The organism is Aliiroseovarius sp. PrR006 (assembly GCF_010500215.1).
Lineage (GTDB): Bacteria > Pseudomonadota > Alphaproteobacteria > Rhodobacterales > Rhodobacteraceae > Aliiroseovarius.
The window spans coordinates 1385825-1401347 of the sequence record NZ_JAAGOY010000004.1 but is presented as its reverse complement, the minus strand read 5'-3'; the positions used below and the strand labels follow the sequence as shown (position 1 = coordinate 1401347).

Sequence of the window (15523 nt, the reverse complement as noted above, 5' to 3'; positions counted from 1 at the left end):
CATCACTTTGGCGTAGATCCCCTGTCACTTGGTTAACACTCCCCTGTCGAGATTATTGTTATATGCGACGCTCTTAAGTAGCGCGGTCCCAACCCCCAGAGCAATGGCTTGAGGGTGTTTTCCCAGGCTCGGATCACCGATTGGGCAGTTGATTTGATCAATTTTTGTGCGGCTATGCCCCAAGGCGGTCAGTCGCGATCTGAAACGCGCCCATTTGGTGGCGGATCCGATCAGTCCGGCGCTGGCAAACCTATGCGAAAGAATCGCGTGACAGATCTCAAGGTCCATGACGTGGCTATAGGTCAGCACAAGGTGATGGGCATCGGCGGGCGCAAGCGCGACGGCTTTGGCCGGATCGGAGGCGGGCAGGCAAGTGACGCCCTCGGGTACGTTCTTTGGGAAGCGCGAGAGGTCCACATCGACCCACGTGATCGCCAGATCAGGCAGCGGCGCGAGGGTCTGGACCAGCGCACGTCCCACATGACCCGCGCCATAGATCCAGACTGGGGTTTGGGGGCGAGCGACAGGTTCGATCATCCAGCCTTGCATTAGTGTGGGCTCGGGCAGCACGCCCTGATTGCGGGCCTTCGCGAGTGTGCGGCTGACGGCAAGCGGCGCGGTGTCGTTACCGGTCGTTGAGCGCGCATGGATGCTGGTATCTGCCAGGCGGGTGATATCCTCGGCGCAGTAGATCTCGGTCAGAAGCGTCACGGCACCACCGCAGCATTGCCCCAGCGCGGGGCCAAGGGGCAGGCGCACCGTTTTGAGGTTCTGCCCCTGCTGAAGCTGCGTGCGTGCGTCGCGTGCAGCGCGGAACTCTAGCTCTCCACCGCCAATCGTGCCAGATTGCCCGTCTGTCCAGACCAGCATCGCCGCCCCAACTTCGCGTGGAGTGGAACCGGCAGTGTCGGCCACCACGACGCGGGCCACGGGGCCGTGGGTGGCAATCGTGCGGTCTAGCTGAGGCAGATCAATCGCCATCGCGCACCCTTTTCACAGCGGATAGAACTTCTTCCGCCGTCGCAGGCGCGTTCATGTCGTGGAACCCGTCGCCGCAAGCCGCAACGGCATCTGCCAGCGCCAGCCATGCGGAGATCCCCAGCATGAAGGGTGGTTCTCCGACGGCCTTGGAACGGAAAATCGTGTCTTCGTGGTTGGGCTGATCCCACAGGTCCACGTTAAAGACACGCGGCCGGTCGGAACAGGCCGGGATCTTGTAGGTTGACGGCGCATGGGTGCGCAGAACGCCCTTGTCGTCCCAGACCAATTCTTCGGTCGTCAACCAACCCACACCTTGCACATAGCCGCCCTCGACCTGCCCGATATCCAAGGCCGGATTCAGGCTGGTGCCCGCGTCATGCAGGATATCGGCCCGCAAAACGCGGTTTTCGCCGGTCAGCGTATCGATCACCACTTCGGTCAGCGCCACGCCATGGGCGAAATAGAAGAACGGTCGCCCCTGTCCTTTGACGCGATCCCATGTGATTTCGGGCGTTTTGTAAAAGCCGGTGGCCGACAGGCTGACCCGCGCTTCATAAGCCATCTGCGCGGCCTCTTGGAACGAGATGCTTTGCGCAGGGCCATGCACCTGACCGTCTACAAAGGTGATCTCGGCAGTCGTACATTGCCACATCTGCGCCAGATGCTCGGCCATCCGCGAGCGGATCGTCAGGCAGGCCTTCTGCACTGCCATCCCGTTCAGGTCCGACCCAGACGACGCTGCCGTGGCCGAGGTGTTGGGCACTTTCGCCGTGTCCGTTGCGGTGATTTTCACCAACTCCAGCGGCACCCCAAAACTGCGCGCGGCCACCTGCGCGACCTTCTGGAACAGGCCCTGTCCCATCTCGGTCCCGCCGTGGTTCATCTGGATCGAGCCGTCCTGATACACATGCACCAGCGCCCCCGCCTGGTTTAGATGGGTCAGGGTGAAACTGATCCCGAACTTGACCGGCGAGAAGGCCAGACCTTTCTTCAGCAACGGATTTTCCGCGTTGAAGGCCGCGATGTCTTTGCGACGCTGGGCATAGTCCGCACGCCTCAACAGAGCATCCGTCATGGCGGGGATATGGAAGCCTTGGATTTCCTGCCCGTAATGGGTGGTCTGTCCGTCGCTGTAAAAATTCACCCGGCGTACATCCATCGGGTCCAGCCCGCGGGCGCGGGCGATGTGGTCCATGATCCGTTCGATTCCGAACACACCCTGCGGACCGCCAAACCCGCGAAACGCGGTGGCCGAGGCGGTGTGTGTCTTCAGCCGGTGGCTTTCGATCCGCACATCCGGCAGGAAATAGGCATTGTCCGCGTGCAGCATTGCGCGATCCGCCACTGGTAGTGACAGGTCCTGCGCCCAGCCGCAGCGGGCCAGCTGGGTGACGTCCAGCGCGACCAGCCGCCCGTCCTCATCCACGCCTGCACGGTATGTAATCCGGAAGTCGTGCCGCTTGCCGGTGACGACCATGTCGTCATCCCGGTCATAACGCATCTTGCAAGGGCGCCCGGTTTGGCGCGCAGCGACGGCACATGCCACGGCCAGCGCGTTGCCTTGGCTCTCTTTGCCGCCGAACCCGCCGCCCATCCGGCGGGTCTCGACCCGCACGGCGTTCATGGGAACGCCGATCGCGTGGGCCACTTTGTGTTGGATTTCGGTCGGGTGCTGGGTCGAGCTGTGAACCAGCATGTCTCCATCATCCTGCGGCACGGCGAGCGCGGCTTGGCCTTCCAGATAAAAGTGCTCTTGCCCGCCCATCTCAAAGCTGCCTTCGATGATGTGCGGGGCGGTGTTCATCGCCGTGCTTGCATTGCCGCGCGACCACACAACAGGCCCGTTCTCAAACCGGCTGTCAGCGGCCAATGCCTCGTCAATTGTCAGGATGGCCGGGCGCGGGTCGATGGTGATCTGCCCCAAGCGCGCGGCTTTGCGCGCCGCCAGATGGCTGGTGGCGACGACTAGAAAGATGGGTTGGCCGTGATAGAACACCTCGCCTTGCGCCAATAAGGGTTCGTCGTGGATCGAGGGCGAGACGTCGTTCTCGAACGGCAGATCGGCGGCGGTCAGAACGGCGACCACGCCGTCGGCTTCGCGTACTTTCGATAGATCCGCTTGCGTGATCACGCCACGGGCGCAGTCCGCCAAACCGAACGCCAGATGCAGGCAGTTCGCGGGCATCGGGATGTCATCCACATAGCGCGCGGCACCCGTCACATGGAGGGCCGCGGCGTCGTGGGGCAGAGGGGCTCCGGCGCTCATGACGTCACCTCCAGCACCGAAGTTTTGGCCCCGGACCCTTCATGGAAACAGCGGATCAGCATGTTTTGGCACGTGCGCAAGCGGTAGTCAGCAGAGGCACGCATGTCGGTCATGGGCGTATAGTCCTTGGAGAACTCTTGCGCGGCGGTTTCAACGGTCGCTAGCTCCCACGGCTGTCCGATCAAGGCGTCCTCGACATGGGATGCCCGTTTCGGCGTCCCGGCCATTCCCCCGAAGGCGATCCGTGCGGTGGCGACTTTGCCATCCTCAACCGCGATATTAAACGCGCCCAGCACGGCCGAGATGTCCTGATCAAAGCGTTTCGACAGCTTGTAGACGCGCAGGTTGTCTGGTCCACTCGGGACCGAGATCGCCTCGACAAATTCGCCCGGTTGGCGGTCCTGTTTGCCGTAGTCGATGAAGAAGTCTTCCAGTGCGACCTGCCGCCGGACGTCCCCGCGTCGCAGATGCAGCACCGCATCCAGCGCGATCAGAGGTGGTGGCCCGTCCCCGATGGGCGAGCCATTGGCAATATTGCCGCCGATGGTGGCCACGTTGCGCACCTGAGTGGACGCGAAACGGCGCAGCATCTCGGCAAAATGGGGGTGGTGGTCTAGCATCAGATGGCGCAACGCCTCAATGCTGACGCCCGCGCCGATATGGATATGGGTGTCCGTGATCTCAATCTGTTTCAGATCCGTGACGCCATTCAGGAAGATCGCCGGGCGAATATCGCGCAGTGCCTTGGTCGACCACAGCCCCACATCTGTCGCTCCGGCGACCAGCGTGGCGTGGGGATGCTCCATCAGCGCGTGCGCCAAAGCGTCCGCCGTCTTGGGGCGCATCGGAGTGTTGTCCGTATCGGGCAGGGCTGGCGTAGCGGCGAAGCCCTCGGGCACCGGAGCTTCGGTAGCTCGTTCGGCAGCGCGCACAATCGGCGCGTAGCCCGTGCACCGGCACAGGTTCCCGGCCAGCACATCGTCATGCGCCCGGTCTCCGTTTAGATGCGCCGTGGCCAAAGATACCGCGATCCCCGGCGTACAGAACCCGCATTGCGAGCCGTGTTCTTCAACCAATGCCTCTTGCACTGGATGCAGGGTATCACCATCTGCCAAGGCCTCGACCGTGGTCAGGGATTTGCCATCCAACTGCCCCAGAAACAGGATACAGGCATTCACTGCCCGCGCACCGTCCGCATCCCGCAGCATAACCGTACAGGCTCCGCAATCACCTTCGTTGCAGCCTTCTTTCGTACCGGTCAAACCACGCGTGTCGCGTAGCCAATTCAGCGTGGATTGCGTGGGGTCAACATCGCGCAGGGTCACGCTCTCTCCGTTCAGAAGAAAGGTGATGTTCATTGGATCGTCCTGCCGCCTTACCCTGTTGGTGGCCCCGATGTCCGCGTCCTCGATGCGGCGTAGAAAACGCGCGGGTGTATGTTTTTATGCCTATAGGAAAGCCGGGAAAGTGGGATCGGTCAAGCCCTGTGGCAAAATCTTGTCGCTGAGCGCTGGGCGCCCTTTCGTATGATCGGGCGCTGGTTTAACCTGCCCGGATGAGCAGCCAGCCCCGATTCATCCACCTTCGCACCCACACGCAATACTCGCTTCTGGAAGGGGCGGTTCCGGTCAAGAAATTGCCCGGTCTTTGTGCCGCGCATGACATGCCCGCCGTCGCCATGACGGATACCAATAACATGTTCGCAGCATTGGAATTTTCCGTGACCGCGGCGGGTGAAGGCGTGCAGCCGATCATTGGTTGTCAGGTGGATGTCTGCTTTGACCCGCCCGCGCCGGGCGAGGCCCCGAAAGCCCCCGCTGCGGTGGTGCTTTTGGCCCAGAACGAGGAAGGTTACGAAGGCCTGATGCGTCTGAATACGTGCCTTTATGTGGACAAGAACGGCGCGCTGCCGCAGGTCACGTTGGAGGATTTGGAGGCCAATGCTGCAGGCGTGATTTGCCTGACAGGCGGGGCGGAAGGTCCGGTGGGGCAGCTGTTACAAAACGGTCAGCGCGACAAGGCCGAATCCTTGATGCGCCGCTTGCACGCGACCTATGGTGACCGTTTGTATGTCGAGCTTCAGCGCCATCCGGGCGAGGGTGGCCAGCCCACCGAGCCTGAACGTCTGACCGAGCGCGGCTTCGTCGAAATGGCCTACGCGATGGGCATTCCGCTTGTCGCGACCAATGATGTCTATTTCCCTGCCCAGAAGCTTTACGAAGCCCATGATGCGCTGATCTGCATTAAAGAAGGCGCTTATGTGGACCAGCAGGAGGGCCGTCGCCGCCTGACCCCGCAGCATTATTTCAAATCGCCCGAAGAGATGATCACGCTGTTCGCGGATCTACCCGAGGCGATCGAAAATACTGTCGAGATCGCCAAGCGTTGCGCCTTCATGGCCTATCGCCGCGACCCGATCCTGCCGAAATTTGCGGATGACGAGGTGGCCGAACTGCGTCGTCAGGCCGAGGAAGGTCTGGAATATCGCCTCTCAATGATCCCCCATGCGGTCAGCGTCGAGGAATACAAGAAGCGGCTCGATTTCGAGCTCGACATCATCGAAGGGATGGGTTTCCCGGGCTATTTCCTGATCGTTGCGGATTTTATCAAATGGGGCAAAGATCAGGGCATTCCGGTGGGGCCGGGTCGTGGGTCCGGTGCGGGTAGCCTTGTTGCCTATGCCCTGTTGATCACCGACCTTGATCCCCTGCGTTATTCACTGCTGTTCGAACGCTTCTTGAACCCCGAACGTGTGTCGATGCCGGATTTCGACATCGACTTCTGTATGGATCGCCGCGAGGAAGTCATTCGCTACGTTCAGGAAAAGTATGGCCGCGACAAGGTGGGCCAGATCATCACCTTCGGTGCGCTTTTGTCAAAAGCCGCCGTGCGTGACGTGGGCCGGGTGTTGCAGATGCCTTACGGGCAAGTGGACCGCCTGTCCAAGATGATCCCGGTTGAGGGCGTGAAACCCGTTTCAATCGAGAAAGCCTTGGCCGATGAACCGCGACTTCGCGAAGAAGCCCGCGCGGAGGAGGTCGTTGATCGTCTTCTGAAATACGGCCAGCAGATCGAAGGGCTGCTTCGCAACGCCTCGACCCACGCGGCGGGTGTTGTGATCGGGGACCGTCCGTTGGACGCACTGGTGCCGCTCTATCAGGATCCGCGATCCGACATGCCCGCCACCCAGTTCAACATGAAGTGGGTCGAGCAAGCGGGCCTCGTTAAGTTCGACTTTCTGGGTCTGAAAACCCTTACCGTCATTCAAAACGCTGTCGATCTGATCCGGGGGCAAGGGCGTGATCTGCATGTGGCTCCCGGGGGCGATACGCTCTATGATCCGCCTGAAGGCGCGGTGAACGAAATCAACGCCATCCCGCTGGATGACGAACCGACCTACAAGCTCTATGCCGCTGCCAAAACCGTCGCCGTGTTCCAGGTGGAATCGACGGGCATGATGGACGCGCTGCGGCGCATGAAACCCACCTGTATCGAAGACATCGTGGCCCTCGTGGCGCTCTATCGCCCCGGCCCGATGGAGAACATCCCGACCTATTGCGAGGTCAAAAATGGTCAGCGCGAGATTGAATCCGTCCACCCCCTGATCGACCATATTCTTGAGGAAACTCAGGGCATTATCGTTTATCAGGAACAGGTTATGCAGATCGCACAGGTCATGGCGGGCTATTCGCTTGGCGGCGCTGACCTGCTGCGCCGTGCGATGGGTAAGAAGATTAAAGAGGCGATGGACGCTGAGCGTCCGAAGTTCGAAAAGGGGGCTGCAGAGAACGGAGTGCCTGCAAAGAAGGCCTCGGAAGTTTTCGACCTTCTGGAAAAGTTCGCCAACTACGGCTTCAACAAATCCCACGCCGCCGCCTATGCCGTGGTCAGCTATCAAACCGCATGGCTGAAAGCGAACCACCCGGTCGAGTTCATGGCCGGCGTGATGAACTGCGATATCCACCTGACGGACAAGCTGTCGGTCTACGCCAACGAAGTTCGTCGCGGCATGGATATCGAGATCGTGCCCCCTTGCGTAAACCGCTCGCTCGAGACGTTCAGCGTGAAGGATGGCAAGGTCGTCTACGGTCTGGGTGCGCTGAAAAACGTCGGCATCGAGGCGATGAAACTAGTGGTCGAAGGCCGCAAGGTGGACGGTGTCGACAAGCCCTTCGCGACACTGTTCGACGTCGCACGCCGGGTCGATCTGAAACGCGTCGGCAAACGCCCGATGGAGATGCTGGCCCGCGCTGGGGCCTTCGATCAGCTCGACAAAAACCGCCGCCGCATCTTTGACAGCCTCGATGGGCTGGTCAGCTATTCCGCAGCGATCCACGAACAGCGCGCCTCCAATCAGGTGTCGCTGTTTGGCGAGGCAGGCGACGACCTGCCCGAACCGCGCTTGTCCCCTGTGGGGGATTGGCTGCCCAGCGAACGGCTGGCGGAAGAGCAGAAAGCGATTGGCTTCTACCTGTCGGGCCACCCGCTGGATGACTATATGGCTGCGCTGAAACGCAAGCAGGTTCTGTCCTTGCAAGAACTTGAAAAGAAAGCCGAACGCGGGGCGATGGTGGCGAAACTGGCGGGAACCGTGGCAGGCCGTCAGGAACGCAAATCCGCCCGTGGCAACCGTTTTGCCTTCGCCCAGTTGACCGATCCAACTGGGCAGTATGAGGTCACGATCTTCTCGGATGTCTTGGAGAAATGTCGCGATTATCTGGAGACCGGGTCTGACGTGGTCGTCACAGTCGAGGCGACGATGGAGGCCGATCAGCTAAAACTTCTGGCCCGCTCAATCTCGCCCATCGACAATGTGGTGTCGGATGTGGGGGGGATGGCGCTGAAGCTTTACCTCGAAAACGCCTCGGCTTTGACGCAGGTGGCTTCGGTCCTGCAAGATGCAGCGGACAAAGCGCGCAATGCCCGTCCCGGCGAGGTCTCGGTCTGTTTGATGGATCCCAGCCTGCCGGGCGAGGTCGAGATGACACTCGGCCAGTCATACCCGCTGAATCCACAGGTCAAAGGCGCGCTGAAATCGCTAAATGATGTGATTGACGTGGAGGAAGTGTAGGGGCTTTGCCCCTCGGCCAGCGGCCTCACCCCAGGATATTTATGACAAGAAAAGGCGCTGAGCTCTTTTTCTTGTTGTAAATATCCCCGCCGGAGGCCTCAAATCCGCCGAGCGAAGCGAGGCTACCCCCCCAGCCGAAATCCGCGTCGTCAGATAGGGGATACGGGCGGGAGCGTCAGTAATGCGGCGGCCGTTCATCGCCCAAAACAACACCACCCGAATTGCCTTGCTCGCGCTCGGCCTCGCGCTCGGTCAGAATGCGTACAAGATGTGACAGACGGGCAAGTTCCGCGTCCTGTTTGGTTACAACCTCGTTCAAATCATCGACCACAAGGGTCAGATGCGCGATGGTTTCTTCAAGCTGAGTGATGCGATCTTGTGACATGGCGGCGTGATAGCGTGTCTGTCGGGCAAGACCCAGCGAAATCCACATGTGGCGGTAAATTGTGAAGAAACACAGGCTTTCCTTGCCCCTGACGCCCCCATCCGCTAGACCGCCCGCGACACATATATGAACCGGGACCAGACATGGCCAAGCAGAAAAAACAGCCCCGCCCCAAGGCAATCACGCCCAAGGGATTTCGCGACTATTTCGGAGCGGAAGTGGACGAGCGTAAACATATGCTCGACCAGATTGCGGCGGTGTATCATCGCTATGGCTTTGACGCGCTGGAAAGCTCGGCTGTTGAGACGGTCGAGGCGCTGGGCAAGTTCCTGCCCGACGTGGATCGCCCGAACGAAGGCGTCTTTGCGTGGCAAGAGTTCGACGAGAAGGACAATGGCGACTGGATGGCCCTGCGCTATGACCTGACCGCGCCCTTGGCCCGCGTCTATGCGCAGCATCGCAACGATCTGCCGACGCCCTATCGTCGCTACGCGATGGGCCCCGTGTGGCGCAACGAAAAGCCCGGTCCGGGGCGTTTTCGTCAGTTCTATCAATGTGATGCGGATACGGTTGGTACGGCCTCGATGGCCGCAGACGCCGAGATTTGCGCCATGTTGGCCGACACGCTGGAAACTGTGGGCCTAAATGGCGACTATATTATCCGGGTGAACAACCGCAAAGTCATGAACGGTGTGCTTGAGGTTATGGGGGTCGAAGACGGCCCGGAACGTGACGCGGTTCTGCGCACCATCGACAAGTTCGACAAAGTGGGCGAGGCCGGCGTGCGCGAGCTGTTGGGCAAGGGGCGTCTGGATGCCTCGGGTGCGTATATCGACGGCGTGGGTCTGTCGGATGAACAGATCGAGACCGCTATCTCATTCCTGACGTCGAAAAAAATCGTAGCTGAAGAAATCAAAAACGGTCCGCCAAATCCTGATGATCGGATTCCGGGTGGAATGGGAATTACCTATAACGATCCAGAAGATGGTTCTGTTGAAGCCGGAAGAGCGATGCAATGGGGTGTTCTTGACCATCTTATGCGGTTGGTCGGAAACTCCGAAGTCGGACTTGAAGGACTGAAAGAGCTTGGTGAAATTGTCGACTTGCTTTCAGCACAGGGATACGGACCCGACCGTATCGAAATCGACCCGTCCGTCGTGCGCGGCCTTGGTTACTACACCGGCCCCGTCTTCGAGGCCGAGCTGACTTTCGAAATTCAAGACGAAAAAGGCCGTCCGCGTCAGTTCGGCTCGGTCGCGGGTGGTGGTCGTTATGACGATCTGGTCAAGCGCTTCACCGGGCAGGCCGTTCCGGCCACCGGCGTTTCGATCGGTGTCGACCGCCTTCTGGCAGCACTCCGCGCCAAGGGCCGGATGGGCGGCAAGGCCGTCGGTCCCGTTGTCGTCACCGTCATGGATAAATCGCGCCTCGCGGATTACCAAGCGATGGTGTCCGACCTGCGCAACGCGGGCATCCGGGCCGAGGTCTATCTGGGCAACCCCAAGAACTTTGGCAACCAGCTGAAATACGCGGACAAGCGCAACTCGCCTGTCGCGGTGATTGCAGGCTCGGACGAGTTCGACGCGGGCAAGGTGCAGATCAAGGATCTGGTGCTGGGCGCCAAGATCGCCGAAAGCGCCACGCTTGAGGAATGGAAAGAACGCCCCAGCCAGTTCGAATGCGACCGCGCCGATATGGTCGCCAAGGTCCGTGAAATCATCGAGGCATCTGATGACGGATAAGGCACAGATCCGGGCCGAAGCCGCCCGCCTAATGGGGGTCTTTGAAGCCAAAGGCGCCACCGCGGTCGAGGCCGACATCCTGCAACCCGCAGGCACGCTTCTGGACCTTTACGGCGAAGACATCCGGGGCCGTGCCTTCGTGACCCATGACCCCATCCGGGGCGAGGCAATGCTGCGCCCCGACTTCACCGTGCCTGTCGTGCAAATGCACATGGCCGACGGAGCTGAACCCGCCCGCTACACCTATATGGGCGAGGTCTTTCGCGCGCAGGAAGAGGCCACCCATCGCGCCTCCGAATATTTCCAGGTGGGCTACGAGGTTTTTGACCGCGACGCCCCCATCGAAGCAGATGCCGAGGTTTTTGCCTTTATCCAAGACGCGCTATCGCCTTTGTCGCTGCGGGCTGCCACTGGCGATATGGGCCTGCTTCTGGCCGCTGTGCGCGGGCTGAAAACCACGGACCGCCGCAAGGCAGCCCTGCTGCGCCACATCTGGCGTCCACGCCGTTTCCGCGCTTTGCTGGATCGGTTCGCCGGGCGTGCGCCATTGCCGGAAGGCCGCGAGGCGATGCTGGCGAAGGACGATCCGATGCAGGATGCAGGTCCTCAGATCGGCTTGCGCTCGGCGGCTGAAATCGCTGACCGGATAGAAGCCTTGCGCGAAGATGCCGCTGCTGCTCCGATCTCGACGCAGGAAGTCGAGCTTCTGGATGATCTGCTGGGTCTGCGCGAAACCACGGTGAATGTGCTGTCGCGTCTGCGCGACATCGCGGTCGACATGCCCGCCATCGCGGATGCCGTCGACCGGTTGGAAGCGCGCGCCGAGGCGCTTTATCAGCGCGGCGTTGACGTGGACAATCTGGATTTCGAAGGCAGCTATGGCCGCACCTCGATGGAATACTATGACGGGTTCGTCTTCGGTTTCTATGCCGAAACCCGCCCCGACCTGCCCCCGGTGGCCACGGGGGGGCGCTATGACGCGCTGACCCGCGTGTTGGGCCGTGCCAAGGGGCATGAGATCCCCGCCGTCGGTGGCGTCATCCGCCCCGAGATCGTGTTGGAACTGAACGCAGGGGGTGCAAAATGACCCTGAAGATTGGTGTGCCCTCGAAGGGCCGTCTGATGGAGAAGACCTTTGACTGGTTCGGTGCCCGTGGTGTGGAACTGGCCCGGACCGGATCGGACCGCGAATATGCGGCTGCGGTTAACGGGATCGATGGGATCGAGTTGGTTTTGCTGTCCGCCGGTGAAATCCCGCGCGAGCTGGCCGCGGGTCGCATCCATCTGGGCGTAACGGGCTCGGACCTTGTGCGCGAGAAGCTGGGCGGCTGGCAGGACAAAGTATCTGAACTGGCCCTGATGGGATTTGGCCACGCGGACCTGATCATTGCCGTGCCCAAATGCTGGGTTGATGTGAACACGCTGGACGATCTGGATGCCGCTGCAGCGGCTTTCCGCGCGCAACACGGGTTCCGTCTGCGCATTGCCACCAAGTTCCACCGCCTGATTCGCGATCACCTGCGCGATCATGGCGTGGCGGATTATCAGCTAGTGGACAGCCAAGGTGCGACCGAAGGCACCGTCAAGAACGAAACCGCCGAGGCCGTGGCCGACATCACCTCGACCGGGGAAACCCTGCGCGCCAACCACCTGAAGATCCTGGCGGGCAAACCTGTGCACAAATCGCAAGCCACCCTGTTCAAGTCGCGCAATGCGGATTGGAACGAGTCAACCCGCGCGACCCTAGCTACGCTGTCCGGGAAGCTGGGCCTTCAGTCCTAAGACGACGGATCCAGCGCAAGGACCATCCAGTTGCGCAATGGCTCCATGGCGCGAAGTTCGATTGCGATCATGGCCGGTCCGTCCGGCCCCATGATCTCGGTCTGCGGGACGTGATCGTTCCACCAGACGATTCCCTTGCGGCGCAGTAGATCGCCATGCGGATGGTCTGCCTCCCACGCCATCGGGACGCGTTTCAGCTCGGGTTCGGAAATCCGTAATCCATCGGATTCCGCTTTCGTGTGCAGCACCTGCAAGACTTCGCCCTGCGGCCCGGCCACGCTCTCGCGCCAATGATCCAACGCCTCGCGTTCGAAGGCGAAGACCCCGAAGCCCACCACAAGGTGCTCGGTCTGCAACCCGACCATCCAACTGGCCCCGGTCTGCGCGTCTGCAAAGCCGATATGGATATGCGTGTTATAGGGCGTTTTGTCCTTTGAGAATCGAAGGTCGCGATGCATCCGAAAAATCCGCGCGGTCACGCCGGTTGCATAGGCCGCGGCGAGCTTTTGGGTCAGCGCATCCGCAAACTGAGCGGCGGCGTCTTTGATATGCGCCTCATAGCGCGGCTTGTTCTCATGAAACCAGTCGCGGGTGTTGTGCTGGGACAGGTCGCGAAGAAACGACAGAGTTTCGTCGCTGAACCAGGTCATGACGTCGGTTCGGCCGGGTCCTTGAACCCGGCAGCCTTGTGGCTGCCATCACAGAACGGCTTGTTCTTCGAATGTCCGCAGCGGCATAGAAATGCTTTGTCCACAGTGCCAATCCGTCGCCCGGTACCCGAACACAGCTCAAGATTCCCATCAATGATCAGCGGCCCATTCTGGCGGCGCGAGACATCCGCCGGGCCACCTGCTTCTTCGATCTCTGGGGGCGTTTTGGGGTCAGGTTCGCCAGTGGCTTCAAATCCACCTTCCACATGGCTGTAGTCGCAATAGGGTTTGTTCTTCGACAACCCACAGCGACAGAGCGCCACGCGGGTTTCACGATCGCCGCCTTCGACGCAGACGTCACCGGCCAGCACCAACGGCCCGTTTTCCAGTACCGCCAGCCGGTTGATCTTCGGTGCACGCTCTTCAACGCCAGTTTTGCGCCGGAATGCCAGTGCCCCCGAGGGGCAGGTCCGGATCATCGCGGCCACTTCCTCAGCGCTGGCCTTGTCGGGCTGCACCCAAGGCCGCTTCGAGGGATCAAACACATCGGGCAGTTGAAGAAAGCAGTTCCGCGCGTGAATGCAGCGCTTCAGGTCAAAGGTGACCGTGATCTCTTCACCCGTATACTCTTTACGTGTCATATCTGGCTCCCATGCTGGCATCTGCCAGCCTAGCCCAGCCCCGGGAAATCACAAAATCACGAAAAAAGGCGCCCGCTGTCGGACGCCTCTCATTTTCTTGTCTTAAATATCCCGGGGTCCGGGGCTGGCCCCGGTCCGGCCTCACCGCTTGCGCGAACGCAGGAAGCCCGTGATGTCATAGGCCTGGTCCAGAATGGGCTGAGCGATCGCCTCGGCCTTGTCGGCACCCTCGCCCAGAATGCGGTCGATCTCGGCCTTGTCACCCATCAGGCGCGACATCTCTTCCGAGATCGGTGCCAGCTTCTCGACCGCCAGATCCGCCAGCGCGGGCTTGAACCGGCCCCAGCCAGCGCCCGCGTATTCGGTGATCACCTGTTCGTTGGTCAGACCCGATAGGCCAGCATAGATGTCCACAAGGTTCTTCGCCTCGGGGCGGTCCTTAAGGCCATCCAAAGTTTCGGGCAGAGGCTCGGGGTCCGTCTTCGCCTTTTTGAACTTCTTGGCGATCTTGTCGGCATCATCGGTCATGTTGATGCGTTCCATATCGCTTTCACCCGATTTCGACATCTTCTTGGTGCCGTCACGCAGGTTCATCACACGGGTCGCCGGGCCTTCGATGATCGGCTCGGGCTGTGGGAAGAAGCCTTCCGCCTTGAAGTCGTGGTTAAACTTCGCCGCAATATCGCGCGTCAGCTCGACATGCTGCTTCTGATCCTCGCCCACGGGGACGTGGGTCGCGTGATACAGCAGAATGTCGGCGGCCATCAGCGACGGATAGGCGTACAGCCCAAGCGAGCTTTGCTCGGCGTTCTTACCGGCCTTGTCCTTGAACTGGGTCATCCGGTTCATCCACCCCACGCGCGCGACGCAGTTGAACAGCCACGCAAGCTCGGCATGGGCCGAAACCTGACTTTGGTTGAACAGGATCGACTGGCTGGGATCAATGCCCGAGGCCAGGAACCCGGCGGCCACTTCGCGGGTGGCGTCCGTCAGCTCTTTCGGGTCTTGCCAGACGGTGATGGCATGCAGGTCGACGACGCAGTAAATGGTCTCGAAATCCTGTGCCTGCATGTCCACGAAACGCTTGATGGCGCCAAGGTAGTTGCCCAGCGTCAGCCCGCCCGAGGGTTTGATCCCCGAAAATACGCGCGGCGTGTGATTGGTCATGTGTATGCTCCGTCTGGAATTCTGTGCCCATGTCGATTACCTAGCTGGGCAGAGACCGTCAAGGAAAGCCCGGACAAACGCGGGCAAAGGAGCAGCCCGTGACCCATCCGCATGATGAAAATCCCGTCAATCCACTGCCGCCGGTGGTGATTGCCCTTGCGGTTTTCCTAGTCGGGATTGAACTTGTGTTCGTCGCGGGGAATTCTGGTCTGGTTGGCGGACCCGAAGCCGCCGGGTGGCGGATCGCCACGATCGAAAACTGGGGCTTTCGCGAACCTCTGTTCGCGTGGATGGTCGAAAACGGCCGCTATCCCCTGAAGGATGTGGCGCGGTTCTTCACCTATCCGTTCTTGCATCTCAGTTTTACCCACTTGCTCTTCGTGCTCGTCTTCCTTCTGGCGCTTGGCAAAATGGTGGGCGAGGTCTTCTCGGCCCTTGCCTTTCTGGTGGTTTATTTCGGCTCGGCCATCGTGGGCGCGCTGGTCTATTGGCTGGTGTGGGACACGGGCGTCGTGCTGTTCGGCGGCTATCCGGCGGTTTACGGCCTGATCGGAGCCTACACGTTCATCCTGTGGGCCGAGTTGGGCGCGACGGGTGGCAATCAGCTGTCCGCCTTCCGGATCATCGCGTTCCTCCTGGGTATTCAGCTGATCTTTAGTCTGCTGTTCGGGGCTGGGCTGAACTGGGTCAGCGAGGTTTCGGGTTTTGTCGCTGGCTTCGGCCTGAGTTTTCTGGTCAGTCCCGGCGGCTGGTCGCGTGTGGTGCAGCGCTTGCGGCAGCGGTGAAGCGGGACCGGGGCCAGCCCCGGACCCCGGGATATTTAAGACAAGAAAATGCG

At 60.8% G+C, this 15523-nt stretch carries 12 protein-coding genes; 5 read left to right on the top strand and 7 right to left on the bottom strand.

The genetic code is table 11. From position 1 onward, the window contains the following. Window positions 1–24: 24 nt before the first annotated feature. Genes xdhC through xdhA form a run of 3 tightly spaced genes read right to left on the bottom strand, consistent with a single transcriptional unit; the run spans window position 25 to window position 4605 of the window. On the bottom strand, window positions 25–981 hold the full coding sequence (xdhC, locus tag G0Q00_RS06840) for a xanthine dehydrogenase accessory protein XdhC (protein WP_163037592.1): 957 nt from the start codon (window positions 979–981) through the stop codon (window positions 25–27). Beyond that, a complete protein-coding gene (gene xdhB, locus G0Q00_RS06835; RefSeq protein ID WP_163037590.1) occupies window positions 971–3247 on the bottom strand; it encodes a xanthine dehydrogenase molybdopterin binding subunit in 2277 nt (758 codons plus the stop codon). The genes xdhC and xdhB overlap by 11 nt, the downstream gene beginning before the upstream one ends. Continuing rightward, window positions 3244–4605 carry a xanthine dehydrogenase small subunit gene (xdhA, locus tag G0Q00_RS06830; protein WP_163037588.1) on the bottom strand — a complete coding sequence of 454 codons (1362 nt, stop codon included), beginning with the start codon at window positions 4603–4605 and terminating at the stop codon, window positions 3244–3246. The genes xdhB and xdhA overlap by 4 nt, the downstream gene beginning before the upstream one ends. 197 nt (window positions 4606–4802) lie before the next feature. Here xdhA and dnaE point away from each other — a divergent pair, with 197 nt between their 5' ends. Continuing rightward, window positions 4803–8318, top strand: a complete 3516-nt coding sequence (gene dnaE, locus G0Q00_RS06825; protein WP_163037587.1) for a DNA polymerase III subunit alpha — start codon at window positions 4803–4805, stop codon at window positions 8316–8318. Window positions 8319–8493: 175 nt separating this feature from the next. On the opposite strand, the gene G0Q00_RS06820 is transcribed toward dnaE, so the two are convergent. Then, window positions 8494–8751 (bottom strand): SlyX family protein, encoded by a 258-nt coding sequence (locus G0Q00_RS06820; protein ID WP_370458548.1) that lies wholly within the window; start codon window positions 8749–8751, stop codon window positions 8494–8496. Window positions 8752–8846: 95 nt separating this feature from the next. On the opposite strand from G0Q00_RS06820, the gene hisS reads away from it, so the two are divergent. Genes hisS through hisG form a run of 3 tightly spaced genes read left to right on the top strand, consistent with a single transcriptional unit; the run spans window position 8847 to window position 12227 of the window. Then, window positions 8847–10445, top strand: a complete 1599-nt coding sequence (hisS, locus tag G0Q00_RS06815; RefSeq protein ID WP_163037586.1) for a histidine--tRNA ligase — start codon at window positions 8847–8849, stop codon at window positions 10443–10445. Next, entirely contained in the window at window positions 10435–11532 is a 1098-nt protein-coding gene (locus tag G0Q00_RS06810) for an ATP phosphoribosyltransferase regulatory subunit (protein WP_163037585.1), read from the top strand. The genes hisS and G0Q00_RS06810 overlap by 11 nt, the downstream gene beginning before the upstream one ends. Continuing rightward, window positions 11529–12227: an ATP phosphoribosyltransferase gene (gene hisG / locus G0Q00_RS06805; protein ID WP_163037584.1), complete on the top strand. Its 699-nt coding sequence runs from the start codon at window positions 11529–11531 to the stop codon at window positions 12225–12227. The genes G0Q00_RS06810 and hisG overlap by 4 nt, the downstream gene beginning before the upstream one ends. Here the strand turns inward: hisG and G0Q00_RS06800 are convergent. The 3 genes from G0Q00_RS06800 to trpS form a co-directional block, all read right to left on the bottom strand. Beyond that, window positions 12224–12877, bottom strand: a complete 654-nt coding sequence (locus tag G0Q00_RS06800) for a TIGR02453 family protein (RefSeq protein WP_163037583.1) — start codon at window positions 12875–12877, stop codon at window positions 12224–12226. The two genes, hisG and G0Q00_RS06800, sit on opposite strands and share 4 nt — an antisense overlap. Continuing rightward, a complete protein-coding gene (locus G0Q00_RS06795) occupies window positions 12874–13518 on the bottom strand; it encodes a CDGSH iron-sulfur domain-containing protein (protein ID WP_163037582.1) in 645 nt (214 codons plus the stop codon). The genes G0Q00_RS06800 and G0Q00_RS06795 overlap by 4 nt, the downstream gene beginning before the upstream one ends. Before the next feature lie 141 nt (window positions 13519–13659). Beyond that, complete coding sequence (gene trpS, locus G0Q00_RS06790) at window positions 13660–14685, bottom strand: tryptophan--tRNA ligase (RefSeq protein ID WP_163037580.1); 1026 nt, start codon at window positions 14683–14685, stop codon at window positions 13660–13662. A 98-nt stretch (window positions 14686–14783) separates the two neighbouring features. On the opposite strand from trpS, the gene G0Q00_RS06785 reads away from it, so the two are divergent. After that, the gene (locus G0Q00_RS06785) at window positions 14784–15470 is read left to right on the top strand and encodes a rhomboid family intramembrane serine protease (RefSeq protein WP_163037578.1); all 687 of its coding nucleotides are present in this window, start codon (window positions 14784–14786) and stop codon (window positions 15468–15470) included. Window positions 15471–15523 lie beyond the last annotated feature (53 nt).

Coding starts and splice junctions, on each gene's coding strand:
- dnaE (WP_163037587.1), top strand. CDS start 4,803: ATGAGCAGCCAGCCCCGATTCATCCACCTTCGCACCCACACGCAATAC.
- G0Q00_RS06795 (WP_163037582.1), bottom strand. CDS start 13,518: ATGACACGTAAAGAGTATACGGGTGAAGAGATCACGGTCACCTTTGAC.
- G0Q00_RS06810 (WP_163037585.1), top strand. CDS start 10,435: ATGACGGATAAGGCACAGATCCGGGCCGAAGCCGCCCGCCTAATGGGG.
- G0Q00_RS06820 (WP_370458548.1), bottom strand. CDS start 8,751: ATGTGGATTTCGCTGGGTCTTGCCCGACAGACACGCTATCACGCCGCC.
- trpS (WP_163037580.1), bottom strand. CDS start 14,685: ATGACCAATCACACGCCGCGCGTATTTTCGGGGATCAAACCCTCGGGC.
- xdhC (WP_163037592.1), bottom strand. CDS start 981: ATGGCGATTGATCTGCCTCAGCTAGACCGCACGATTGCCACCCACGGC.
- hisG (WP_163037584.1), top strand. CDS start 11,529: ATGACCCTGAAGATTGGTGTGCCCTCGAAGGGCCGTCTGATGGAGAAG.
- xdhA (WP_163037588.1), bottom strand. CDS start 4,605: ATGAACATCACCTTTCTTCTGAACGGAGAGAGCGTGACCCTGCGCGAT.
- xdhB (WP_163037590.1), bottom strand. CDS start 3,247: ATGAGCGCCGGAGCCCCTCTGCCCCACGACGCCGCGGCCCTCCATGTG.
- G0Q00_RS06800 (WP_163037583.1), bottom strand. CDS start 12,877: ATGACCTGGTTCAGCGACGAAACTCTGTCGTTTCTTCGCGACCTGTCC.
- hisS (WP_163037586.1), top strand. CDS start 8,847: ATGGCCAAGCAGAAAAAACAGCCCCGCCCCAAGGCAATCACGCCCAAG.